This window comes from Thermocrispum agreste DSM 44070 (assembly GCF_000427905.1).
GTDB lineage: Bacteria > Actinomycetota > Actinomycetes > Mycobacteriales > Pseudonocardiaceae > Thermocrispum > Thermocrispum agreste.
Window position 1 is genome coordinate 238,564 of the sequence record NZ_ATYX01000005.1, and the last position, 22,593, is coordinate 261,156.

Sequence of the window (22,593 nt, forward strand, 5' to 3'; positions counted from 1 at the left end):
CGGACCGCTCCGGCACGCGTGATCTGGCTGTCCTGGGCGTGGCGACCACGTTTCCCATGGTACGGGGCGTCCGCCAGCGATTTTCGTGGTGTCCAGACGCCATCGCGCCGGTCACCCGTGCGCTCAGCGCGGATCCCGCACGACGATCTCGAGTGCGCGTGCCCGCTCTGCTGCCACGTCGAGGACGGCACGGCGCGGCTCCCCGATGTCGAGAAACCGGTCGACGGCCTTGGCGAACACCGATGCCAGGCGCTGGTCGGCACGCAGCTGATCCACCGCACGGCGATCCCCGCCGAAGACCACGGCGTCGAGCCCTGGCAGCTGATCCCCGAGGACGTTCAGCACGTCGTCGGCCGCCTTGGCCAGCGCCTGCTCGCCTTGCCGACGGCGGCGCCGGGCGAATCGCTGCTGGGACCACCCGCCCGCTGCCGTGCGGCCCTGCACGTGGTGCCGGTCGGTGCGTGACACGACCACCCGGGAGCCCTCGGCGATTCCGATCGAATGCGCCCCTTTGCGCACCAGGACCAGCCCGAGACGACGCGGGCGCACGGCGTACTCGACCAGCGGGGCGATCTCCAGGCCCGCGTGCTCGGCCCGGCTGCCCAGTGGTTCGAAGGGCAGGTCGACCGTCGCCGTCGTGCCGTCCGCGGCGGTGACGAGCACGCGCCGATCGCTCAGCACCGTGCCCGCCACGCCGCCGTTGCGTTCGGCGAAGCCGTCGAACCACCTGGACAGCCGCTCCGGCGGGACCTCGACGGCGCGCCCTCCTCCGGCGACCTGGCGGACCCTGCTCACAACACGAACGAATCCGACCACGGTGCCGTCGACCGCCCGGCGAGCGCGTCGAGCAGCACGACGGCCTGCTTGTCGGTCAGCGATGCCACGAAGTCCACGATCGACCGGCCGCGCGCCAGCGATCCGACGTCCACCGGACCGGAACCGGGCCCGGACACCAGATCGGGATGGTCGCGGACCAGCTGCGCGTATTCCGCCTCGGCCAGCTCGACCAGGTCGTGCAGCCGCCGCGGAATGCGATGCGCCTCGCGCTCGTCCAGCAGCCACTGCCGCAGCTCGTCCACCAGGGTGGACAACAGCGACGCCTGCCCGCGCTGGTGCAGCGCAAGGTCCGCGCGCTCCAGCACGAACCGTTTGTGCACGAACTTCAGCACCTGGACCTCGTGCCACTGTTCGGGCCGGAGCGTCACGTGCCCGCTGCGCGTGGACGGGGCCGCGACCACCTCGACGCCGTCCACCAGGCGTTCGTGCCACTGCTCGGAGAAGGCTGCAATGGCCTGCTCGGATTCGATCGACCCGTCGAACGCCCTGGCCAGCAGCCCGTCGACCAGGGTCTCGCGAACGCGCGCCACCGCGGCGTGGAAAGCATCGTCGTCGACCAGTGGCTTGTCCTTGACGTGCATCCGGCGCCGCAAGCGCTCCAGCGAATGCCCCGGCTTGCGCGACCCGGACAGCTGCGCGTCGTCCAGCTCGCGCAGCTGGTGCGCCTGCTCCGCCCACGCCCGGAGCTCACCGGCCACCGGGGCGTGCTGCAGCACCCCGATGCGGTGGAAGTCCTGCAGGTCGTGGATGGCGTAGGCGATGTCGTCGGCGGTGTCCATCACCGACGCCTCGAGCGTCTGCTGCCACGGCTCGATCTTGTCGGCGAACGGTTCCCGCGCCTGCAGCAAGTCGCCGACCTCGGTGACATACGCGGAGAACTTGCTCGAGCCGGTGCCCGGCGCATCGGCCGGCTCGGCCGCACCCCGCGGCGGCACCTCCATCTCCGACGGATGCGGCCGGTGGATCGGCAGCCGCAGCCACGGGTACTTCAGCACGGCCGCGCGGACGGCCGCAGTGAGATCAAGGCCGACACCGGAAGGGCCGCGCACGTCGGTGGTGGTCAGGATGCGGAACGTCTGCGCGTTCCCTTCGAAGCCGTCGGCCAGCCCCAGCCGATGCCGGGCGATCCGGTCCAGCACCTGTTCCCCGAGGTGCCCGAACGGCGGGTGGCCGAGGTCGTGCGCCAGCGCTGCGGCTTCCGCCACGTCCGGGTCGCACCCGCCGAGCTTCTCGCACAGGCGGGCGTGCTCCGGCGACGCGGTCAGCCGCTCGGCGATGGTGCGTGCCACCTGGGCGACCTTCAGGCTGTGCGTGAGCCGGTTGTGCAGCAGCCCGGAGTCGGCGGCGCTGACGACCTGGGTGACCCCGCCGAGCCGGGCGAAGAACGGCGACGCGGCGATGCGGTCCCGGTCCACCCGGAACTCGGCCGCGGCGTCCGCCTGCCCGGACCCGCCACGCCGCACCGACGCGGCAGGGCTCTCCCCGGCGTCCCGCCGACGCGTCCTGTCGATCCGCATGTCGTTCACCGTAATCGTTCAGGTCGGCCAGGCCAGGGGGCGGCGCGGGACGGTGCATCGCCCACCGCGCCGGGCTGCCCGGACGGGCTCAGCCGCGACCGCCGGACTGCGCCGGGGTGCCGGCGGCTGCCTGCGGGTGACCGGCGAGCGGCGGGACCGGGCAGTGCAACACACCGCACACCGTGCGCAGCAACTCGACCTCTTGCGTGGTCATGACGCCGTCGTGGCTGATCACCATGACCAGGCTCTCCACCAGTGCCGCCTTGTCCGACCCCTGCAGGCCGTCCAACGCCGGCCACACCGGGTCCAGCGCGGACAGTCCCTGCTGCGGCGGCGCGAACGGGACATGGTGACCGGGCAGCACCCGGTACAGCCCGGCACGGAACGCCGACTCGCCCTGCCGTGGATCGTCGTGGCCGACCCTGGCCAGCACGGCGAGCAGGGTCGCGATCGGCTGCGCCGCACTGGCCAGCGTCTGGCGCTGCTTGCCCCACGGCGGCCGGTGGTGGATCACTTCGTGCAGCTCGGTACGCAGCAGCGTGGACAGGCAGAACTCGAACACGTCGACCCGGCCGTCGGCCTTGATCAACGCGTCCAGGCTGCCCATGATCTGCTCCAGCTCCTGCGGGCTGCGCCTGCGCAGCGCGGAGAAGGCGATTTCCGACAGCGGCAGCCGGAGGTCGGGCGCCAGCTGCTGCAGCGCGCCGCCTTCGTTCCAGGCCGCGTCCGCAAGCTGCTTGCCGTGCCGCTGCACCAGCACCTGGTGCTGGCGCTGCCGCACCTCGGGGTGGACGGACATCAGCAGGCCGAACACCAGCGGAACCACCGCGTCGGTCCGCCGTGCCTTGGCCTTGAACTCCTCCGGGATCCGGCGCAGCAGGTTCTCGCCGTGCTCGTAGGTCGTCGCCGACGGATCGCCAATGCCCGCGACCACCTGGTCCGGACGGATGGTGATCGGTCCCTGCGGTGCGGCGGGCGCAGGCACCGGTGCGCCGGACGGCGGGGGCGCAGGCACCGGCTGGCCGCTCGGCGGAGGCATGGCGCCGGGGGCCGGTTGCTGCGGTTGCTGCTGCGGCGGCGCCATCCTGGCCACCGGCTGCTGCCCGGCCGGCGGAGGCGGGGCCAATCCGGCGACCGGCTGACCGGACGGCGGGGCGGACGGCGCAGCAGGGGCCAACCCCATCGCCGCGTCCTCCTGCAGGCCGGACGGCGGCGCCGCCGACCACCGCTGCTTGAGCGCCTCGAGCTCGCGCGGGTCGAAGTTCGGCTGCAGCGCGCGGATCCGCTCCACCAGCGGGGGGTGGGTGGCGAACAGCGATGCGAACTTCGAGCCCTCGCTGAACAGCATGTGGCTGACGTCGTCCTTCTTGCCGCTGTTCAGGTGCGAGCCGTCCGGCAGGCCGCCGATCTTCTTCAACGCGCCGGCCAGGCCCTCGGTCTGCCGGGTGAACTGCACCGCGGAGGCGTCCGCCAGGTACTCCCGTTGGCGGGACACCGCGGACTTGATCAGCTTGCCGCAGAACAGGCCGATGCTGCCTGCGGCCAGCAGCACCAACCCCACGAGGGGCAGCGGGTTGCGCTCGCCGCGGGTGTGCAGCAGCACCCGCCCGACCACGGCCAGGCCGAGGATGCCGAACAGCACGCCCATCAGCCGGATGCTCAGCCGCATGTCGCCGTTGACCACGTGGCTGAACTCGTGCGCGATCACCCCTTGCAGCTCGTCGCGGTTCAGCCGCTCCAAACACCCGCGGGTGACCGCCACCGCGGCGTCGGCGGGCGACCAGCCGGCCGCGAACGCGTTGATCCCGGGCTCGTGCGGCAGCACGTACAGCTCCGGTACCGGCGTGCCGGACGCGATGGCGATCTCCTCGACCACGTTGCGCAGCCTGCGCAGCTGCGGGTCGGTGGTGTCCTCCGGGACGTAGACGCCGCCGAGCGCGCGGGCCACCTTGCCGCCGCCGCCCTTCTTCAAGCTCGCCAGCCGGAACAGCGACGCCAATCCGATGATCAGCACCACGACCACGGTGAGCACGGCGAGCACGGACGCGACGGTCTCCGGCGGCAGGCCGCGCAGCATCAGCAGCCACACCACCAGGTCGATGACCGTGACGATGCCGACGACGGCCACGGCGAAGAGGAACACCAGGCGCCCGGACGCCTTGCGAACCTGGATCTGGCGCTCGAAGAAGTTCATCCTGGACTACTTCCCCCCGGCAGCCGGGATCGCTGCACCGCTACGTCAGAACGAGATCTGCGGCGCCTGCCGCATCTCCGGGCGGTCCACCTCGAGCAGCGCCGCGGGCTGGAAGCCGAACATGGCGGCGAAGATGTTCGCCGGGAACGACTCGCGCTTGTTGTTGTAGACCATGACCGAGTCGTTGTAGGCCTGGCGGGCGAACGCGACGCGGTTCTCCGTCGAGGTCAGTTCCTCGGACAGCTGCATCATGTTCTGGTTCGCCTTCAGGTCGGGGTAGCTCTCCTGCAGCGCGAACAGCCTGCCGAGCGTCTGGGTGAGGATGTTCTCCTGCTGGCCGAGCTGGTTCATCGCCTGCGGGTCACCAGGGTTGGCGCGCGCGACCTGCTGCGCCTGCACCGCGCCCTGGCGGGCGGCGATGACCGCTTCGAGGGTCTCGCGCTCGTGCTTGATGTAGCCCTTGGCCACCTCGACCAGGTTCGGGATCAGGTCGTGCCGCCTGGTCAGCTGCACGTCGATCTGCGCGAACGCGTTCTTGAACGCGTTGCGCCGCTTGACCAGGCCGTTGTAGGTCGAGATGGCATAGATGATCAGAATCAGCAAGATCGCCACGACGACGATCGCGATGATCGCTCCGGTACTCAACGAAGACCCTCCTGAACGATTCCGGACCGGCTTCCCCCAGGCCGCGCCCCGGGCCCACCGGATTCGGGCGTCAGCATACTCATCGGGCCGGGCGTTGGTGGACGAACCGCCAGATCGTGATCTGCGCGGCTGGGTGGTACGTACACCTGCCGCAATGCGACTGCGCCACACGCCGAAACGTGGCGTATCGCCGCCGCGGTGTTCGGCACGACAGCGCACCGGAAGCCACCGCACATCGACTGACCGGAAAGCGAATGCCGGCGAGCGCGCAGCCCGATCAGTGCGCAGGCGCGCGGGCCTTTCCTGCTTGCCGATGCGCCTGCTCGCCGGAGAGCGGTCCCCGTCAGACCGTGAAGCCGAGGGCGCGCAGCTGTTCCCGGCCCTCGTCGGTGATCCGCTCCGGCCCCCACGGCGGCATCCACACCCAGTTGATCTTGTAGTCGGACACGATCGGCTTCTGCCCGCCGAGCAGCACCGACCGGGTCTGGTCCTCGATCACGTCGGTCAACGGGCACGCCGCAGAAGTCAACGTCATGTCGATGGTGGCGACGTTGTCCTCGCCGACCCGGATGTCGTACACCAGGCCGAGGTCGACGACGTTGATGCCCAGTTCGGGGTCGACCACGTCGCGCAGGGCTTCCTCGACCTCGTCGACCGTGGCCACACCGCCGGGCGAGCCGGCGGCCGGCTCCTGCTGCTCGGGCAGATCGGCCGCGGTCCGGCCGTCGCGGGTCGGGTTCTCGGTCACGAAATCTCAGCTCCCTCTCGCGCCTTGTCGACTCCAGCCTGCACCAGCGCGGCCTTGAACGCCATCCAGCCGAGCAGCGCGCACTTCACCCGGGCCGGGTACTTCGCCACCCCGGCGAACGCCACGCCGTCCTCGAGAACGTCCTCGTCCGGCTCCACCTTGCCGCGGCCCTTGACCAGCTCGGTGAACGCGGCGAGCTTGCTCAGCGCCTCGTCCACGGACCGGCCGACCACCAGGTCGGTCAGCACCGAAGCCGACGCCTGCGAGATCGAGCAGCCCTGCCCGGTGTAGGACACGTCCGCGACCTGCTCGCCGTCCAGCCGCACCCGCAGCTGCAACTCGTCACCGCACGTGGGGTTGACCTGGTACGACTCGCCGTCGAACGGCTCACGCAGGCCACGGCCGTGCGGGTTCTTGTAGTGGTCCAGGATGATCTCCTGGTACATCGCATCCAAGTTCATCGCCGTCGGCTCCGGCAGCTGTCAGGACGGCACTGGGCCGCCGCGTTCACTTACCCACTCCGAAGAACCGCTGGGCCTCGCGGACACCCGCCGCCAGCGCCTCCACTTCGTGCACGCTGTTGTACAGGTAGAACGACGCCCGCACGCTCGCGGGTATTCCCATCCGCCGGTGCAGCGGCCACGCGCAGTGGTGGCCGACCCGCACCGCGATGCCCAGGCTGTCCAGCACCTGGCCGACGTCGTGCGGGTGGATGCCGTCGACCACGAACGACACCGCCGCACCGCGCGAGTCGGCCGTCGTCGGGCCGACGATGCGCACGCCGTCGATCTCGCCGAGCGCGGACAACGCCGCTTCGGTCAGCTGCTTCTCGTGCTCGGCGACCGCACCCATGCCGATCTTGGTCAGGTAGTCGACCGCCGCGCCGAGGCCGACCGTCTGCGACGTCATCGGCACACCGGCCTCGAACCGCTGTGGCGGCGGGGCGAACGTGGACCGCTCCATGGTCACCGTCTCGATCATCGAGCCACCGGTGAGGAACGGCGGCATCGCCTCGAGCAGCTCCCGGCGGCCGTAGAGCACGCCGACGCCGGACGGTCCGAGCATCTTGTGCCCGGAGAACACCGCGAAGTCCGCCCCCAGCTCGCGCAGGTTCACCGGCTGATGCGGCACCGACTGGCAGGCGTCCAGCACGGTGAGCGCGCCGACCCGGCGGGCGCGCTCCACCAGCGGGGCGGGGTCGTTCACCGTGCCGAGCACGTTCGACTGGTGGGTGAAGGCCACCACCTTGGTGCGCTCGGTGATCAGCGTGTCGATGTCCGACAGGTCCAGGCGGCCGTCGTCGGTGACGCCGAACCAGCGCAGCGTGGCGCCCGTGCGCTGGCACAACTGCTGCCACGGCACCAGGTTGGCGTGGTGCTCCATCTCGGTCACCACGATCTCGTCGCCCTCGCCGACGCGGAAGCGCTCCGCTTCCTTGCCCGCGGTGGCCGCGTTGCTCATCGCGTACGCGACCAGGTTCACGCCCTCGGTCGCGTTCTTGGTGAACACCACTTCCCCGGGCTGCACGCCGACGAATGCTGCGACGCGTTCCCGCGCGTGCTCGTAGGCGTCCGTGGCTTCCTCGGCCAGCTGGTGGGCACCGCGATGAACTGCCGAGTTCGACCTCTCCACGTAGGCGCGCTCGGCCTCCAGTACCTGCCGCGGCCGCTGCGACGTCGCCCCGGAATCCAGGTAGATCAGCGGTTTGCCGTCGCGGACCGTGCGGGTGAGGATCGGGAAGTCGCCCCGCACGGCGGCCACGTCCAGCGCCGCCCGAAGTGGTGTCGCAGTCATCGCAGGTGCCTCCATCTCCTCGCCGGCCCCGGGACTTACAGCGCGGCCGCCTCCGCCTTGCCGACGTACTTGACGTAGCCGTGCTCCTCCAGCTCGTCGGCCAGCTCGGTGCCACCGGACTCGGCGATCCGGCCGTCGGCGAACACGTGCACCACGTCCGGCTTGATGTGCTTGAGGATGCGGGTGTAGTGGGTGATCAGCATGACGCCCGCGTCGTTGCCGGCGGTGAATTCGTTCACCGCGCGGGACACCACCCGCAGCGCGTCGACGTCCAGGCCGGAGTCGGTCTCGTCGAGCACCGCGATCTTCGGCTTCAGCAGCGCCAGCTGCAGGATCTCGTGCCGCTTCTTCTCCCCGCCGGAGAAGCCCTCGTTCACGCTGCGCTCGGCGAACTCGCTGGGAATGTCCAGCTTCGCCATCTCCTCGCGGACTTCCTTGACCCACTCGCGCAGCTTGGGCGCCTCACCGCGGACGGCCGTGGCCGCCGAGCGCAGGAAGTTGGACATCGACACGCCCGGCACCTCGACCGGGTACTGCATGGCGAGGAACAGACCCGCACGGGCCCGCTCGTCCACGCTCATCTCCAGTACGTTCTCGCCGTCCAGCAGCACCTCGCCGGAGGTCACCTCGTACTTGGGGTGACCGGCGATGGCGTACGACAGGGTCGACTTGCCGGAGCCGTTGGGGCCCATGATGGCGTGCACCTCACCGGAACGGACCGTGAGGTTGACGCCCTTGAGGATTTCCTTGGTGCCCTCGTCGGTGGTGACCGACGCGTGCAGGTCCTTGATCTCCAGAGTGGCCATGGTGTTCCTTTGTTGCTTGTCGTGGGCGGTGTGGTCGGGTCACGCGGCCGGTCAGTGGCCGATGGCCTGCAGCTCCTCGTCGATCTCCGCTTCCAGCCGCTGGCGCAGCTCGGGAACGTCGATGCGGTTGAGGATTTCGAAGAAGAAGCCGCGCACCACCAACCGCCGTGCGGTGGCCTCGTCGATGCCGCGGGACTGCAGGTAGAACAGCTGCTCGTCGTCGAACCGGCCGGTGGCGCTGGCGTGGCCGGCGCCTTCGATCTCGCCGGTCTCGATCTCCAGGTTCGGCACCGAGTCGGCCCGCGCGCTGTCGGTGAGCAGCAGGTTGCGATTCAGCTCGTACGTGTCGGTCCCCTCGGCGGCGGACCGGATCAGCACGTCGCCGATCCACACGCTGTGCGCGCCCTCGCCCTGCAGCGCGCCCTTGTAGGTCACGTGCGACTTGCAGTGCGGCTGAGCGTGGTCGACGAACAGCCGGTGCTCCTGGTGCTGGCCGGCGTCGGCGAAGTACAGGCCGAGCAGCTCCACGTCACCGCCCGGCGCGGCGAACCGCGCCGTCGGCGACAGGCGCACCAGATCACCGCCCAATGTCACGACGGTGTGCTTGACCGTGGAATCCTTGCCAAGCTGCAGGTGGTGCTCGCTGACGTGGACCGCGTCGTCGTCCCAGTCCTGCACGCTGACCACGGTCAGCCGCGCACCTTCACCGGTGATGAACTCGACGTTGTCCGCGTAGGTGCCGGAACCGCGGTGGTCGAGCACCAGCGACGCCTGCGCGTACGGGGCGAGCCGGATCTGCAGGTGCCCGTAGGCCAGCAGGTCCTTGCCCGGGCCGGTCACGGTGATCACGGCCGGCCGGGACAGCGTGGTCTCCGCGCCGACGCTGACGATCGTGGCCTCGGTGAACGAGCTGTAGGCCTGCGCGGCCACCCGGTCACCCGGCGCGCCCGCCTGGCCGAGCCGCTCGTCCTCGCGGCCCACGGTCTCCACGGTGACCTCCGGCGGGGCGTCCACCGACAGCGTCACCTTGCCCGTCGGCACCACGGCGTCGCCGCCCTGGTGCAGGCCGCGCAGCCGCTTCATCGGCGTGAAGCGCCAGATCTCCTCGCGGCCGGTGGGCACCTCGAAGGCCTCCACGTCGTAGCCGGTGAACCGCTCGCCGCGGGAGCTCGGCGGGACCACGGCGCCCTCGCGCAGGGCCGAGCGGACGTTGTTCTCGGTCGTGTTCTCTGCCACCGTCATCAGCCGACGGACCCTTCCATCTGCAGTTCGATGAGTCGATTGAGTTCCAGCGCGTACTCCATCGGCAGCTCGCGCGCGATCGGCTCCACGAAGCCGCGGACGATCATCGCCATCGCCTCTTCCTCGCTCAGCCCGCGCGACATCAGGTAGAACAGCTGGTCCTCGCTCACCTTGGACACCGTCGCCTCGTGCCCCATGGACACGTCGTCGTTGCGGATGTCCACGTACGGGTAGGTGTCCGACCGGCTGATCGTGTCCACCAGCAGGGCGTCACAGATCACCGACGACTTGGAGTGGTGCGCACGCTTGGCCACTCGCACCAGACCGCGGTAGGACGTCCGGCCGCCGCCGCGCGCCACCGACTTGGACATGATCGTCGACGACGTGTGCGGGGCCAGGTGCTCCATCTTCGCGCCCGCGTCCTGGTGCTGTCCCTCGCCGGCGAACGCCACCGACAGGACCTCGCCCTTGGCGTGCTCGCCGGTGAGGAAGACCGACGGGTACTTCATGGTGACCTTGGAACCGATGTTGCCGTCGATCCATTCCATGGTCGCACCCTCTTCCGCGCGCGCCCGCTTGGTCACCAGGTTGTAGACGTTGTTCGACCAGTTCTGGATCGTGGTGTAGCGGCACCGGGCGTTCTTCTTGACGATGATCTCCACCACCGCCGCGTGCAGCGAGTCGGACTTGTAGATCGGCGCGGTGCAGCCCTCGACGTAGTGCACGTAGGCACCCTCGTCGACGATGATCAGCGTCCGCTCGAACTGGCCCATGTTCTCGGTGTTGATCCGGAAGTAGGCCTGCAGCGGGATCTCCACGTGCACGCCCGGCGGCACGTAGATGAACGACCCGCCGGACCACACCGCGGTGTTCAGCGCGGCGAACTTGTTGTCGCCCGCCGGGATCACCGAGCCGAAGTACTCCTTGAACAGCTCGGGGTGCTCCTTCAGCCCGGTGTCGGTGTCCAGGAAGATCACGCCCTGGCTCTCCAGGTCCTCGCGGATCTTGTGGTAGACGACCTCGGACTCGTACTGCGCGGCCACACCCGCGATCAGCCGCTTGCGCTCCGCCTCCGGGATGCCCAGCTTGTCGTAGGTGTTCTTGATGTCCTCGGGCAGCTCGTCCCAGCTGGTGGCCTGCTTCTCGGTGGAGCGGACGAAGTACTTGATGGTGTCGAAGTCGATCCCGGACAGGTCCGCGCCCCAGGTGGGCATCGGCTTGCGCTCGAACAGCTTCAGGCCCTTCAGCCGCTGCTCGAGCATCCACTCGGGCTCGTTCTTCTTCGCCGAGATGTCGCGCACGACGGACTCGTCGAGGCCTCGTCTTGCGCTGGCACCGGCCACGTCACGGTCAGCCCACCCGTACTGGTACTTGCCCAGGGAGGCGATCGTCTCCTCCTGGGACAACGGCTGCGTGGTGGTGGTGCGCTGCTCTGCAGCGGCAGTCATGCGGGCTTCCCTTCTCCTCGGGGTCCTGCGTTGTTGACGGGAACGTGTGTGGTGCACGCCGCGTCGCCGCGGGCGATGGTCGCCAGCCGCTGTACGTGGGTGCCGAGCAGTCTGGCGAATACCGCCGTCTCCGCTTCGCACAGCTGCGGGAACTCCGCCGCCACGTGAGCAACCGGGCAGTGGTGCTGGCACAGCTGCTCGCCCGCGCCCACCTGCTCCGTCGTGGCAGCGTAGCCCTCCCGGCTCAGCGCCGAGGCGAGGGCCTCCGCTCGCCGCGCGGGATCACCTGCCGCGGTGATCTCGGCCGCGTGCAGCCCGACCAGGGTCGCCACCCGGTGCTCGGCGAACGCCCGTACCGCCTCCGGCCCGGAGTGCTCGGCCAGGAAACGGATCGCGGCGACGGCCAGGTCGTCGTAGGCGTGCCCGAACCGGGCCCGCCCGGCATCGGTGAGCAGGAACTCCTTGGCCGGCCTGCCGCGACCACGGCGTGCCCTGGCTGAGGGCCTGCGCGCCTCGGCCTCGCCCGCGGCGATCAGCGCGTCGAGGTGCCTGCGCACCGCCGTGGGACTGATGCCGAGCCGCTGGGCGATGGCCGCAGCGGTGATCGGCCCTTTTTCCAGCAGCAGCCGGGCGACTTCCAGCCTGGTGCGGCCTTCCGGTCCCGTTTGCGCGGGCACGATCGCCGCCGCAGGCGCCTTCGCCGGTGCTTGCGGTGGTCGCTGTGCAGCGCGCCCGCGGTTTTTCACAACACAAGTGTGTCGTATTTCCTCGCGCGTGGCAAAGAGACCCCCGACACGGCGTGGCCGCGATCACCTCTCGCCCGGCCGGGGTGACCGAGTGCGACGGCTCCGGCCACACCCGGCCACCGGAAGGCCCGCCCGGACCGGCTCGCTACGCTGCCCTGGTGGCGGTCGGTGAGCGGGAACGAACGGGGACCGGTCAGGTCCTGCCGTGGTTGATCGGCCCGCAGCCTGCGCCGCTGTCCGCCGCCGAGCTGCGTGCGGTCACCACGATTCGCAGGCTGGGCATCGTCGGAGCGCTGTTCCTGGCCATCGGCTCGATCGGCGCCGGGGCGGTGCCGGTGCTCAACCCCGCCCACGACATCCCGGTCGTGCGGCTGTTCGCCAGGGCCACCACGGTGTCGCTGGCGATCGCACTGGCCGGCATGGTGATGATGGTCGCCGCCTGGCTGCTCTACGGGCGGTACGCGCGCCCCGGCCGGGAGCGGATGGCCACGCCCGCGCAGACGTTCCGCACGGTCGTCATGTGGGTGACGCCGCTGCTGCTGGCCCCGCCGCTGTTCTCCCGGGACGTCTACAGCTACCTGGCGCAGAGCGAGATCGTGCATCGCGGCATGGACCCGTACACGCTGGGGCCTGCCCAGGCGCTGGGCGTCGCCGATCCGATCACCATGGGCGTGTCGAACGTCTGGCGGGAGACGCCGGCCCCGTACGGGCCGCTGTTCTTGCAGATCGGCAGCTGGATGGCCGGGATCAGCGGCAACCACGTGGCGTTCGGCGTGCTGCTGCAGCGCGGCATCGCGCTGGCCGGCGTCGCGCTCATCGTGTGGTCGCTGCCGCGGCTGGCGCAGCGCTTCGGCGTCCAGCCGACCACCGCGCTGTGGCTGGGCGCGGCCAATCCGCTGGTGATCTTCCACCTGGTGGCGGGCGCCCACAACGAGGCGCTGGGCATCGGCCTGATGATGGCCGGGCTGGAGCTGGGACTGCGGCGGCTGCCCATCCGGGTGGCCGGGGACACCCCTCCCCCGCTGGCCAAGGGGGAGATCACCTTCATCGTCCTTGGGGCCGCGGTGATGACGCTGGCCGCCGCGGTGAAGATCAACGCCGCGCTGGCGCTCGGTTTCTTCGGCGTGATGATCGCCCGGCGTTGGCACGGCAGGGTCACCGACCTGGTCAAGGCGGCCGTCGGCCTGACCGTGGTGTTCGTGGTGGTGCTGGTCGCGGTGTGCCTGGCCACCGGCCTCGGCTTCGGCTGGATCGGCGCGCTCGGCACCCCGGGCCGCAGCCGCACGCTCATCTCCCCGGTCACGTTGATCGGGTACCTCACCGGCGGCATGGGCATCGCCCTCGACCTCGGCGTGCACACGCACGCGATCATGGACGTGTTCAGCCTGCTCGGCATGGCCGCCGCCGCGGTGATCACGGTCGTCTTGCTGCTGCGCAGCTTCCGGTGGAAGTTGCGGCCGATCATCGGCCTCGGCGTCGGGATGGGCGTCTTCATGGGGCTGCACGTGGCCACCCACCCGTGGTGGATGCTGTGGGCGGTGGTCCCGCTGGCCGCGTCGGCAGGCACCTCCCGCTTCCGCGTCGCCGCCACCATCGGCAGCGCCGTGCTGGCCGTGGCCATCACGCCCACCGGCAGCCCGTTCGACGGCCGGGGTTTTGTGCTGTCGCAGGCCTACCTGGCCGCGCTGCTGGTCGCCGTGGTGGCGCTGCTGGTGGTGCGCCGCACGGTGCCGCTGTGGCGTGACCCTGCGGCGCGGGCCACCACCGGACAGGGTGCTTCGGCGGACGTGACGGCGGAATCTAGGCTGGCTAATCGTGAGTGAGCCCGCGCTGCAGATCTCGGGGCTGGTGAAACGATTCGGCTCGGCCGTCGCGGTGGACGGGGTCGGGCTGGAGCTGCCGCGCGGCACGCTGCTTGCCCTGCTCGGCCCGAACGGTGCAGGCAAGACCACGACGGTGGAGATCGCCGAAGGCCTGCAGCGCCCGGATGCCGGAACGGTGCGCGTGCTCGGGCTGGACCCGCACCGCGACCGCGCCCGGCTGCGCCCGCGCATCGGGGTCATGCCGCAGGGCGGCGGCGCCTATCCCGGTGTCCGCACCGCCGAGATGCTGCAGCTGGTGGCCAGCTGCGCGGCCGATCCGCTCGACGTGCGGTGGCTGCTGGACGTGCTCGGCCTGGCCAAGGCGGCACGCACCCCGTTCAAACGGCTGTCCGGGGGCCAGCAGCAGCGCTTGTCGCTGGCGTGCGCCATCGTCGGGCGCCCCGAGCTGGTGTTCCTGGACGAGCCGACCGCGGGAATGGACCCGCAGGCGCGGCGCCTGGTGTGGGATCTGCTCGCGGCCCTGCGCGCCGACGGGGTGAGCATCCTGCTCACCACCCATCTGATGGAGGAAGCCGAGACGCTGGCCGACCAGGTGGTGATCATCGACCGGGGCCGGGTGGTGGCCCAGGGCTCCCCGGCGGAACTGACCGCCTCCGACGGCGACGCCGAGCAGCTGACGTTCCGCGCCCGGCCGGGGCTGGACGTCGGGCTGCTGATCGAGGCGCTTCCCGAGGGCTACACGGTCACCGAGACCGCCCCGGGGTCCTACCGGGTGACCGGCAAGATCGATCCCCAGGTGGTGTCCACCGTGACCGCGTGGTGCGCCCAGCACGGCGTGCTCGCCGAGCAGCTGCACGTCGGCTCGAAGGACCTGGAGGACGTCTTCCTCGAACTCACCGGGCGGGAGCTACGCGCATGACCACGTTCGACGGCTCGTTCCGCCCCGGCACGTTCACCCCGGCGCCCGGGCGCGGCAGCACCTGGCGGATGCTGCGCACCCACGCCAAGGTGGAGACGCTGCTGACCTTGCGGCACGGCGAGCAGATCCTGCTGACGCTGCTCATCCCGCTCGCGCTGCTGATCGGCATGACCGTGCTGGACCTCGTTCCCGCCGATCAGCTGGACGACGCCGATCCGGTCGGCTGGACCACCCCGAGGATCCTGGCGCTGGCGGTGATGTCGTCGGCGTTCACCGGCCAGGCGATCGCGCTGGGCTTCGACCGCAAGTACGGGGTGTTCAAACGGCTGGCCGCCACCGCACTGCCGCTGTGGGTGCTGATCGGCGGCCGGATCGTGGCCGGGCTGTGCGTGGCGACGCTGCAAGTGCTGATCCTCGGCGGCGTCGCGGCCGCACTCGGCTTCCGGCCGGTGCTCGCGGGCGTCCCGATGGCAGTGGTGCTGGTGCTGGCCGGCATCGTCGGCTTCGGCGCGCTGGGTGTCCTGCTGGGCGGCTCGCTGCGGGCGGAGATCGTGCTCGCGGTGGCCAACCTGCTGTGGTTCGTCCTGCTGCTGGCCGGGGGCATCGTGCTGGCGCCGGAAAGCCTCCCGCCCGGCCTGTCCACCGTGGCCGAGTTCCTGCCGTCCGGTGCGCTGGCCGAAGGACTGCGGGCCGCTCTGATGCACGGCGCCGCGGCATGGGATTCCGTGGCCGTGCTCGTCGTCTGGGGCGTCGTCGGCGCAGGTCTTGCCACCCGTACCACGAAGCTCACCTGACGTCACCCGACGTGGCCCAGCCCGCATCGGACCGGCCCGGCGGGCCGCCCGGACCGGCTGCTGCCTACCATCGGCTCGTGCAGCGTCTCGCCGAACTCGTCGCCCGGTTGCCCTATCCGTCGGCCCGGCTCCAGTACGTCGTCGGGCTGCTTGTCGTCATCACCCAGACCACGATCGGGGTCACCGGCTCGGTGGTGCGCGTGACGGGATCCGGCCTCGCCTGCAGCACCTGGCCGGGCTGCCACGAGGGGACGATGTTCCCCACCGAGCACCCCGAGTACGAGACGCTCAACCAGTGGATCGAGTTCGGCAACCGACTGCTGACCGTGGTGGTCACGCTGACGGCGCTGGCCGCGGTGGTCGTCGCGTGGCGTATCCACCTGGCGCACGGCCGCCGTCGGGTGCTCGGCCTGGCCGTGGCGGCGCTGGCCGGCACCGGCTTCCAGGGTGTGCTCGGCGGTATCACCGTGCTGGCCGGGCTGCTGTGGTGGACGGTGGCGCTGCACTTCCTGGCCACGGCCGTGCTCGTCTGGATCGCCGTGCTGCTGCTCCGCGGCTTCACCGAGGGCGAGCGGCAACCACGATGGCTGATCGGCTCGGTCAGCCGCCGCCTGCTGCAGGCGCTGACGGTGGCGCTGACCGCGCTGCTGGTGGTCGGCACGATGGTGACCGGCGCGGGCCCGCACGGCGGTGACCCGGACACGCCACGGCTGGACATGTCGATCGACGTGCTGGCCAAGGTGCACGGCGGGCTGCTGGTGGCCTTCCTCGCGGTGCTGACGGTGCTCGGCCTCTCGTTGCTCCGCTCCCTCGCGCCGCGACCGTTCGTCGTCGCCTATGCGCTGGTGTGGGTGGCATCCGTGGCGCAGGGCTTCCTCGGATCGCTGCAGTACCAGCTCGGCGTGCCGGAGGAGCTGGTCTCGTTGCACGTGCTCGGCGCCGCGCTGGTGGTGATCTGCACCGCCCGGCTGTGGTGCGCCGCGCGTGACCGCGGACCGGCACCGCAGGTTCCCGACACCGAGCCCGCACCGCCGGAGTCGGACCAGCCGGTGGCCGTCTGAACTCGGCGTCGGGAGCAGCGTCCTGGGCTCAGGACAGGGCGATGTCCCTGGCCGCCTTGGCCATCCGGTCGGCGGCGGGACGGCCGCCGAAGGCGAACCCCAGTGACGGCTCGGTGAGTTCCAACTCGAGCAGCAACGGCTCGCCCTCGTCCGATCTGACCACGTCCACCCGGGCGTAGAGCAGCTCACCCCGGTCCATGCCCAGCAGGTCCGCGGCGACGTCCACGGTCCGGTCGGCGAAACGCACCACGTCCGGGGTGGCCTCGACCGGCATCAGCGTCTCGGTCGCGAACAATCCGGAACCGTCCAGCCAGGCCCCGGGGACCAGCAGCGGACCCTTCACGTAGGTGTGGGACAGCTCGCCGGCGATGAACACCACGGCCGTCTCCCCGTGCCGGTCGACGGTTGACTGGTACGGCTGCACCAGGGCGCTGGTGCCCTTGGCGTGCAGCGTGGCCAGATGCTCTTCGGCGTGCCGCCTGGTGCCTGCCGGGAACCGCTGCGCACCGCGGGAGCCCGCACCGATCGTCGGCTTGATCACGAACTCGGTGTCCGGCCACTCCACCGGCTGCCCCGGCTCGGCGAGCACGGTCGGCACGATGGACACACCGCGCTCCTGCAGGTCCAGCAGATACGTCTTGTCGGTGTTCCACCGCGCGACCGCGGCGTCGTTGCGCAGTCGCGGCACGGCCTCGCACCACTGCAGGAATTCGTCGCGTCGCGAGTCGTAATCCCAGGTCGCACGCAGGATGACCAAGTCGGCCTGGAGCGAGCGGGGTTCGCCCCACACCACCCAGTCTGCGATGCAGCCTGCGTCCGCCAGAGCGGCGAGCAGCACTTCCTCGTCGCCGTCGCCGCGCGGCAAGGCGGCGCACCCGGCCAGCAACACCGTCGGAGAGTCCGTCACACCGCCGAGTGTAGGCAGGACACCAACCGGTGCTGGGGAACAAGATCGCACCGCCTACTGTTCAGGCACGGTGACGAGCAGAGGGTGAACGGAGGAGAGGCACGCATGCCCAAAGGCGTTCAGGTGGTCCGGCCCGGCGGCCCCGAGGTGATGTCGTACACCGACGTCGAGGTCCGTCGGCCGGGCGAAGGGGAAGTGCTGGTCGACGTCTCCGTCGCCGGGGTCAACTTCATCGACATCTACTACCGCACCGGTAGCTACCCGGTCGACGTGCCGTTCACCAACGGCGTGGAGGGCGCGGGCGTGGTGGCCGAGGTCGGCCCAGACGTGACGGAGTTCGCGGTGGGTGACCGGGTGGCGTGGACGATGACCCTCGGCAGCTACGCCGAACAAGTCGTGGTGCCCACCGCCCACGCCGTGAAAGTGCCGGACGACGTGGAACTGGCCGACGCGGCTGCCGCGCTGTTGCAGGGCATGACCGCGCACTACCTGCTGCACTCGGTGTACGCGGTGCAGCCGGGCGATGCGGTGCTGATCCACGCCGCTGCCGGTGGCACCGGAGGCATGCTCACCCAGTGGGCCAGGCACCTCGGCGCGACCGTCTACGCGACGACCTCCCCGGAGAAGCGCCAGGAAGCGCTCGATCTGGGCGCCACCGAGGTCTTCGGGTACGACGACTTCGTCGATCGGGTGCGGGAAGCCACCGGCGGCGAGGGCGTGGCCGTCGTCTACGACGGGGTCGGCAGGGCCACGTTCGACGGCAGCCTGCAGTCGCTGCGCACGCGGGGCACGCTCGCCTTGTTCGGCGCCTCGAGCGGCCCGGTCGATCCGGTGGACCCGCAGCGGCTCAACGCCGCCGGCTCGGTGTATTTGACCCGGCCGATGCTCAAGCACTTCATCGCCACCCGCGAGGAGCTGGACCAGCGGGCGGCGGACCTGTTCGCCGCGATCGCCGCCGGTCATCTGCGGGTGCGCATCGGGAAGCGGTATCCGCTCGCCGAGGCGGCGCAGGCGCACATCGATCTGGCGTCCCGCGGGACCACCGGCAAGCTGCTGCTGGAGCCCTGACCGGGACGGCTGCGCGCAGAATGGTCGCGCAGCCCGGTACCGGCCTGCCGGCGGGCCGCCCGCGACAGACCGGGTGGCCCGCTGGCAGCTTGTTGCCTTCTGCCGCCGGTCGGTCACGCAGGGTGCCCACGCCTGGTTACTGTCGCCCCGAGGTAGGGCGACATGTGGCGGCGAGATCAAGGTGCACTGTTCGCGATCCTGATGGCGTGGGTCGGCCTGGCGCTCGCGTACTGGTTGGACGCGCCGGCAGACAGCAACGCGGGTCTTTTCGCGGTGTGGTTCGTCAGCTCGGCAAGGACCGTGGGAAGGCTGATCGGCCCCCTCCGCGCTGGGCCCGCGATCCTGTTCTGGCTGACCCATGCGATCGCGCTGGTCCTCATCTTCGTGTACACGGACGTGCTGCCGGATTTCCCGAGCGGGCCAGTCGGCATCACGGCGCTGGTGCTCACCGTGGCACTCACCGTGGCGGCGCTGTTCTCGCGAGCGAAGTACCCCCTTCGGGTTCTTCCGCCGTCCCTGGACGAAAAGGACCTGCGCGCCGTGGTCGTGCCGAAGACCGCCCCGCAGACCCACGTCATCCTGTGGCAGAACCAGCTTGCGGCCGCCATCAGACGGCTGCATGCCGCCGAGCCGTCTGCCGCTGACGCCATGGCATCGGCATTCCGGGCCTACCAGTCCCGGCACGGCATCGACACGCTTGCCACGAGTGCTGACCCGGAGTCGCTGCGCAACGCGGTGGACGACCTGCTCCGCAAGACGCAGGCCGCCTGCAACCGGGTGCCAGTGACCTCCGCGCGACACGTCGATGCGGCGAGTGCGGTCGACTACGCCCGCAGGATGGCGGACGCGGTCCTCGGCCGGCCTCGCTGAACACGAGCCCGGCCGAGGCGGGTACCGGCCGATGCGAGCGACCTCAGGAGGCCGGTGTCTTTTCTCTCGACTGCTTGCGCACCAGCCGGGCGATCAGCGGCCAGGCCAGGATGACCGTGATGACGCAGTACACCACCACGGAGAACGTGGTGTTCACCAGCCCGCTGAGGTCACCGCCGGACAGCTGCAGTGCCCGCCGCAGTTCCAGCTCCACGTTGGGGCCGAGGATGACCGCGATGATCGCGGGCAGCACGGGCAGCCCGAACCGGCGCATCATCAACCCGACCAGGCCGATCACCAGCAGCATGATCAGATCGGCCACGTCCGAGCTGACCGCGTAGGCCCCGACGCTGGCGAAGAACAGGATCCCCGCGTACAGGTACGGCCGCGGAATGCGCAGCAACTTCGCCCACAGCGGGGCCAGCGGCAGGTTCAGCAGCAACAGCAGGGTCAGCCCGACGAACAGGCTGGCGATCAACGCCCACACCAGCTCGGACTCCCGCTCGAACAGCAACGGCCCCGGCTGGATGCCGTACTGCTGGAAGGCGGCCAGCATCACCGCGGCGACCGCCGTCGTCGGCAGGCCGAGGGTGAGCATGGTGGTCAGCGTGCCCGCCGCCGACGCGCTGGCCGTCGACTCCGGGCCCGCCACGCCCTCGATGGCGCCCTTGCCGAACTCGTCGGCGCGTCGCGACAGCCGCTTCTCCGTCACGTACGACAGGAACGTCGGGATCTCCGCGCCACCTGCCGGGACCGCCCCGAACGGGAACCCGATCACCGGCCCGCGCAGCCACGGCTTCCAGGACCGCCGCACGTCCTCCCGGCTCAACCAGGGCCTGCCGACGGGAATCGGACGGCCTGCGGTGCGCCGCAGGTTCGCGGCCACCCACAGCGCCTCCCCCACCGCGAACAACCCGACCGCGACGACCACCACGTCGATGCCGTCGACCAGGTGCAGCGAGCCGAACGTCAGCCGCTGCTGGCCGGTGACCGGGTCGAGGCCGATGAGGCCGATGGCCAGCCCGATGGCCAGCGAGGCGAAGCCGCGCACCCGTGACTTGCCCAGCACCGACGTCACCGCGATGAAGGCCAGCAGCATCACCGCGACGAAGTCCGGCGCGCCGATGTTCACCGCCAGGTCCGCGACCACCGGGGCCAGCGCCACCAGCAGGATCGTGCCGACCAGGCCGCCGACGAAGTGGCCGATGGCCGCGGTGGCGAGTGCCTGGGCGCCGCGGCCGCGTTTGGCCATCGGATGGCCTTCGATCGCGGTCACCACGGCCGCGGTCTCCCCCGGCGTGTTGAGCAGGATCGACGTGGTCGAGCCGCCGAACATGCCGCCGTAGTAGATGCCGGCGAACATGATGAACGCGCCGGTCGGCTCGACGGTGTAGGTGACCGGGAGCAGCAAGGCGACGGCCATCGCGGGCCCGATGCCCGGCAGCACGCCGATGGCCGTGCCCAGCAGTACGCCCAGGCCTGCCAGCAGCAGGTTCTCCGGGGTCAGCGCGGTGGCGAAGCCGTCGAGAAGATTGCCGAGCACGTCCATTCACAGCACCCCCTCGAACGGGCCGAGCGGCAACGGTACGCCCAACCAATGGGCGAACAGGAAGTACGTCGCCACGGTCAGGCCCACCGCGATCAGGCCGTCCCGGACCGGCTTGCGGCTGCCGAGCGCGTAGGCCGAGCCCCAGAACAGCACCGTCCCGGACACCAGGAATCCGGCGGAGTCGATCAGCACGATGTTGGCGGCGAACGCGGCGGCAAGCAGCAGCACGGTGCGCCACTCCGGCGGCTCGGACAGGTCGACGTCCTCGCCGGACTCCGCCTCCCCGTGCCCGCCGCGCAGCACGTCGACGGCCAGAATCACGGCGGTCACCACCAGCAGGCCGCCGATGGCGTACGGCACCACGTCCGGGCCGATCGGCCCGACCTGGCCGACCGCGGGTGGCAGCATGGCCGCGTCGGCGATCACCAGCACACCCAGCAGTGCCAGGAATCCCGCGACGCCCAGTTCGGAATGCTCACCGAGCCATCTGCTCACGTTCCGGGCGCGGCTCATGACTGGCCCAGCCCCAGATCCCGCAGCACGCCCTCGACCTGCTCGTTCTGGTCCTTCAGGAACGTGCCGAAGTCCTCACCGGGCAGGAACGCGTCGGTCCAGCCGTTGTTGTCCAGCGCCTGCTGCCACTGCTCGGAGTCGTGCATCCGCGTGATCGTGCTGACCAGCTTCTCCCGGTCGGCGTCGCCGAGCTCCGGCGGGGCCACGATCCCCCGCCAGTTGGTGAACTCGACGTCCAGGCCCGCTTCCTTCAGCGTCGGCGCGTCGATGCCTTCCACCCGTTCCGCGCTGGTCACCGCGAGCACGCGCAGCTGCCCGGCGTCGATCTGGTCGCGCCATTCGCTCACCCCGGAGACGCCGAAGGCGAGCTTGTTGCCGAGGATCGCGGCGAGCAGGTCGCCGCCGCCGTCGTAGGAGACGAAGTTGACCCGCTTCGGCTCGATCCCGGCCGCCTTGGCGGTGAGCATCGCGGCCAGGTGGTCCGGCCCGCCGGGGGACGAGCCGCCGCCGACCGCCAGCCCGCTCGGGTTCGCCTTCCAGTCCGCCAGCAGCTGCTTGATGTCGCGGTACTTCGACTTGGCCGACACCGCGATGATGTCCGGCTCCTCGATCAGCCTGGCCACCGGCGTGGTGTCCTGCAGCGTCGCGGGCGACTTGTTGGTGAACACGCTGCCCACCACGCCGAGCCCCATCGACATGATCAGCTTGCCGTTGCCCTTCTCGCCGACCAGCCTGCCGAGCCCGACCGTGCCGCCGGCGCCGGGCAGGTTGAACACCTCCACATTGCGGGCCAGGTCGGCTTCCTCCATCACCTTGGCCGCCGTGCGTGCGGTGATGTCGTACCCGCCGCCCGGCGAGTTGGGCACCATGATCCGCAGGCCGGTGACCTCGTCCCCGGGCTCCGCACCGGCCCCGCACCCGGCGAGCAAGACCCCGGCCATGATCGCGGCGGCAACGCTGCGCACCTTCATGTCGCTCCTGTCTCTCGGTCTCGTGGGAGGGTGCCGAAAATGGTGCGGGCCGGACCGTTGTCGCGTCTGCGTTACGTCCGCTTCGGTCATTGTGGTCGTTGTGTTCACGGCCGCCCGTCTTCTCCGGGCGGAGGCAGGCGC

Annotated in this window: 21 protein-coding genes; 6 read left to right on the forward strand and 15 right to left on the reverse strand. The window is 70.7% G+C overall.

The window, feature by feature from the left end:
- Window positions 1-123 precede the first annotated feature (123 nt).
- The 11 genes from YWY_RS0101080 to YWY_RS19585 form a co-directional block, all read right to left on the reverse strand.
- The gene (locus YWY_RS0101080) at window positions 124-795 is read right to left on the reverse strand and encodes an acVLRF1 family peptidyl-tRNA hydrolase (protein ID WP_028846110.1); all 672 of its coding nucleotides are present in this window, start codon (window positions 793-795) and stop codon (window positions 124-126) included.
- Window positions 792-2,354: a deoxyguanosinetriphosphate triphosphohydrolase family protein gene (locus tag YWY_RS0101085; RefSeq protein WP_084608814.1), complete on the reverse strand. Its 1,563-nt coding sequence runs from the start codon at window positions 2,352-2,354 to the stop codon at window positions 792-794. The genes YWY_RS0101080 and YWY_RS0101085 overlap by 4 nt, the downstream gene beginning before the upstream one ends.
- Before the next feature lie 88 nt (window positions 2,355-2,442).
- Window positions 2,443-4,548, reverse strand: a complete 2,106-nt coding sequence (locus tag YWY_RS0101090; protein WP_028846112.1) for a M48 family metallopeptidase — start codon at window positions 4,546-4,548, stop codon at window positions 2,443-2,445.
- Between the two features lie 45 nt (window positions 4,549-4,593).
- Window positions 4,594-5,193, reverse strand: coding sequence for a LemA family protein (locus YWY_RS0101095; protein WP_028846113.1), 600 nt, complete (start codon window positions 5,191-5,193; stop codon window positions 4,594-4,596).
- Between the two features lie 343 nt (window positions 5,194-5,536).
- Window positions 5,537-5,941: a metal-sulfur cluster assembly factor gene (locus YWY_RS0101100; RefSeq protein WP_028846114.1), complete on the reverse strand. Its 405-nt coding sequence runs from the start codon at window positions 5,939-5,941 to the stop codon at window positions 5,537-5,539.
- On the reverse strand, window positions 5,938-6,402 hold the full coding sequence (gene sufU, locus YWY_RS0101105; protein ID WP_028846115.1) for a Fe-S cluster assembly sulfur transfer protein SufU: 465 nt from the start codon (window positions 6,400-6,402) through the stop codon (window positions 5,938-5,940). The genes YWY_RS0101100 and sufU overlap by 4 nt, the downstream gene beginning before the upstream one ends.
- A 46-nt stretch (window positions 6,403-6,448) precedes the next feature.
- Window positions 6,449-7,735 carry a cysteine desulfurase gene (locus YWY_RS0101110; RefSeq protein WP_028846116.1) on the reverse strand — a complete coding sequence of 429 codons (1,287 nt, stop codon included), beginning with the start codon at window positions 7,733-7,735 and terminating at the stop codon, window positions 6,449-6,451.
- A gap of 35 nt (window positions 7,736-7,770) precedes the next feature.
- A complete protein-coding gene (gene sufC, locus YWY_RS0101115; RefSeq protein WP_028846117.1) occupies window positions 7,771-8,541 on the reverse strand; it encodes a Fe-S cluster assembly ATPase SufC in 771 nt (256 codons plus the stop codon).
- Window positions 8,542-8,592: 51 nt separating this feature from the next.
- Window positions 8,593-9,783, reverse strand: coding sequence for a Fe-S cluster assembly protein SufD (gene sufD / locus YWY_RS0101120; RefSeq protein ID WP_028846118.1), 1,191 nt, complete (start codon window positions 9,781-9,783; stop codon window positions 8,593-8,595).
- Window positions 9,783-11,231 (reverse strand): Fe-S cluster assembly protein SufB, encoded by a 1,449-nt coding sequence (gene sufB / locus YWY_RS0101125; RefSeq protein WP_028846119.1) that lies wholly within the window; start codon window positions 11,229-11,231, stop codon window positions 9,783-9,785. The genes sufD and sufB overlap by 1 nt, the downstream gene beginning before the upstream one ends.
- Window positions 11,228-11,977: a helix-turn-helix transcriptional regulator gene (locus YWY_RS19585; protein ID WP_084608760.1), complete on the reverse strand. Its 750-nt coding sequence runs from the start codon at window positions 11,975-11,977 to the stop codon at window positions 11,228-11,230. Before YWY_RS19585 ends, sufB begins: the two co-directional genes overlap by 4 nt.
- A gap of 200 nt (window positions 11,978-12,177) precedes the next feature.
- Here YWY_RS19585 and mptB point away from each other — a divergent pair, with 200 nt between their 5' ends.
- From mptB to YWY_RS19595, 4 genes are all read left to right on the forward strand, one after another.
- Complete coding sequence (gene mptB / locus YWY_RS19590) at window positions 12,178-13,800, forward strand: polyprenol phosphomannose-dependent alpha 1,6 mannosyltransferase MptB (protein WP_211227460.1); 1,623 nt, start codon at window positions 12,178-12,180, stop codon at window positions 13,798-13,800.
- Window positions 13,793-14,719 carry an ABC transporter ATP-binding protein gene (locus tag YWY_RS0101140; protein ID WP_028846120.1) on the forward strand — a complete coding sequence of 309 codons (927 nt, stop codon included), beginning with the start codon at window positions 13,793-13,795 and terminating at the stop codon, window positions 14,717-14,719. The genes mptB and YWY_RS0101140 overlap by 8 nt, the downstream gene beginning before the upstream one ends.
- Complete coding sequence (locus YWY_RS0101145; RefSeq protein ID WP_028846121.1) at window positions 14,716-15,513, forward strand: ABC transporter permease; 798 nt, start codon at window positions 14,716-14,718, stop codon at window positions 15,511-15,513. The genes YWY_RS0101140 and YWY_RS0101145 overlap by 4 nt, the downstream gene beginning before the upstream one ends.
- Before the next feature lie 77 nt (window positions 15,514-15,590).
- Complete coding sequence (locus YWY_RS19595) at window positions 15,591-16,574, forward strand: COX15/CtaA family protein (protein ID WP_038044221.1); 984 nt, start codon at window positions 15,591-15,593, stop codon at window positions 16,572-16,574.
- A gap of 28 nt (window positions 16,575-16,602) precedes the next feature.
- Here the strand turns inward: YWY_RS19595 and YWY_RS0101155 are convergent, their stop codons facing one another.
- Window positions 16,603-17,481: an ATP-grasp domain-containing protein gene (locus tag YWY_RS0101155; protein ID WP_028846122.1), complete on the reverse strand. Its 879-nt coding sequence runs from the start codon at window positions 17,479-17,481 to the stop codon at window positions 16,603-16,605.
- A gap of 105 nt (window positions 17,482-17,586) precedes the next feature.
- Between YWY_RS0101155 and YWY_RS0101160 the strand changes: the two genes are divergently transcribed.
- Entirely contained in the window at window positions 17,587-18,549 is a 963-nt protein-coding gene (locus YWY_RS0101160) for a quinone oxidoreductase family protein (RefSeq protein ID WP_028846123.1), read from the forward strand.
- A 162-nt stretch (window positions 18,550-18,711) separates the two neighbouring features.
- Window positions 18,712-19,419: a hypothetical protein gene (locus tag YWY_RS0101165; RefSeq protein WP_028846124.1), complete on the forward strand. Its 708-nt coding sequence runs from the start codon at window positions 18,712-18,714 to the stop codon at window positions 19,417-19,419.
- 43 nt (window positions 19,420-19,462) lie between these two features.
- Here YWY_RS0101165 and YWY_RS0101170 read toward each other — a convergent pair whose 3' ends face one another.
- The 3 genes from YWY_RS0101170 to YWY_RS0101180 are packed head-to-tail and all read right to left on the reverse strand — an operon-like array spanning window position 19,463 to window position 22,422.
- Complete coding sequence (locus YWY_RS0101170) at window positions 19,463-20,968, reverse strand: tripartite tricarboxylate transporter permease (RefSeq protein WP_028846125.1); 1,506 nt, start codon at window positions 20,966-20,968, stop codon at window positions 19,463-19,465.
- The gene (locus tag YWY_RS0101175) at window positions 20,969-21,481 is read right to left on the reverse strand and encodes a tripartite tricarboxylate transporter TctB family protein (protein ID WP_028846126.1); all 513 of its coding nucleotides are present in this window, start codon (window positions 21,479-21,481) and stop codon (window positions 20,969-20,971) included.
- A complete protein-coding gene (locus YWY_RS0101180; RefSeq protein ID WP_245566516.1) occupies window positions 21,478-22,422 on the reverse strand; it encodes a Bug family tripartite tricarboxylate transporter substrate binding protein in 945 nt (314 codons plus the stop codon). The genes YWY_RS0101175 and YWY_RS0101180 overlap by 4 nt, the downstream gene beginning before the upstream one ends.
- Window positions 22,423-22,593: the final 171 nt, after the last annotated feature.

Bases quoted from the DNA above. Each gene is read 5' to 3' on its own strand.
- YWY_RS0101165 (WP_028846124.1), top strand. From the start codon at position 18,712: ATGTGGCGGCGAGATCAAGGTGCACTGTTCGCGATCCTGATGGCGTGG.
- sufU (WP_028846115.1), bottom strand. From the start codon at position 6,402: ATGAACTTGGATGCGATGTACCAGGAGATCATCCTGGACCACTACAAG.
- sufC (WP_028846117.1), bottom strand. From the start codon at position 8,541: ATGGCCACTCTGGAGATCAAGGACCTGCACGCGTCGGTCACCACCGAC.
- YWY_RS0101110 (WP_028846116.1), bottom strand. From the start codon at position 7,735: ATGACTGCGACACCACTTCGGGCGGCGCTGGACGTGGCCGCCGTGCGG.
- YWY_RS0101175 (WP_028846126.1), bottom strand. From the start codon at position 21,481: ATGAGCCGCGCCCGGAACGTGAGCAGATGGCTCGGTGAGCATTCCGAA.
- YWY_RS0101090 (WP_028846112.1), bottom strand. From the start codon at position 4,548: ATGAACTTCTTCGAGCGCCAGATCCAGGTTCGCAAGGCGTCCGGGCGC.
- YWY_RS0101160 (WP_028846123.1), top strand. From the start codon at position 17,587: ATGCCCAAAGGCGTTCAGGTGGTCCGGCCCGGCGGCCCCGAGGTGATG.
- YWY_RS0101170 (WP_028846125.1), bottom strand. From the start codon at position 20,968: ATGGACGTGCTCGGCAATCTTCTCGACGGCTTCGCCACCGCGCTGACC.
- sufD (WP_028846118.1), bottom strand. From the start codon at position 9,783: ATGACGGTGGCAGAGAACACGACCGAGAACAACGTCCGCTCGGCCCTG.
- YWY_RS0101145 (WP_028846121.1), top strand. From the start codon at position 14,716: ATGACCACGTTCGACGGCTCGTTCCGCCCCGGCACGTTCACCCCGGCG.
- sufB (WP_028846119.1), bottom strand. From the start codon at position 11,231: ATGACTGCCGCTGCAGAGCAGCGCACCACCACCACGCAGCCGTTGTCC.
- YWY_RS0101180 (WP_245566516.1), bottom strand. From the start codon at position 22,422: ATGGCCGGGGTCTTGCTCGCCGGGTGCGGGGCCGGTGCGGAGCCCGGG.
- YWY_RS0101085 (WP_084608814.1), bottom strand. From the start codon at position 2,354: ATGCGGATCGACAGGACGCGTCGGCGGGACGCCGGGGAGAGCCCTGCC.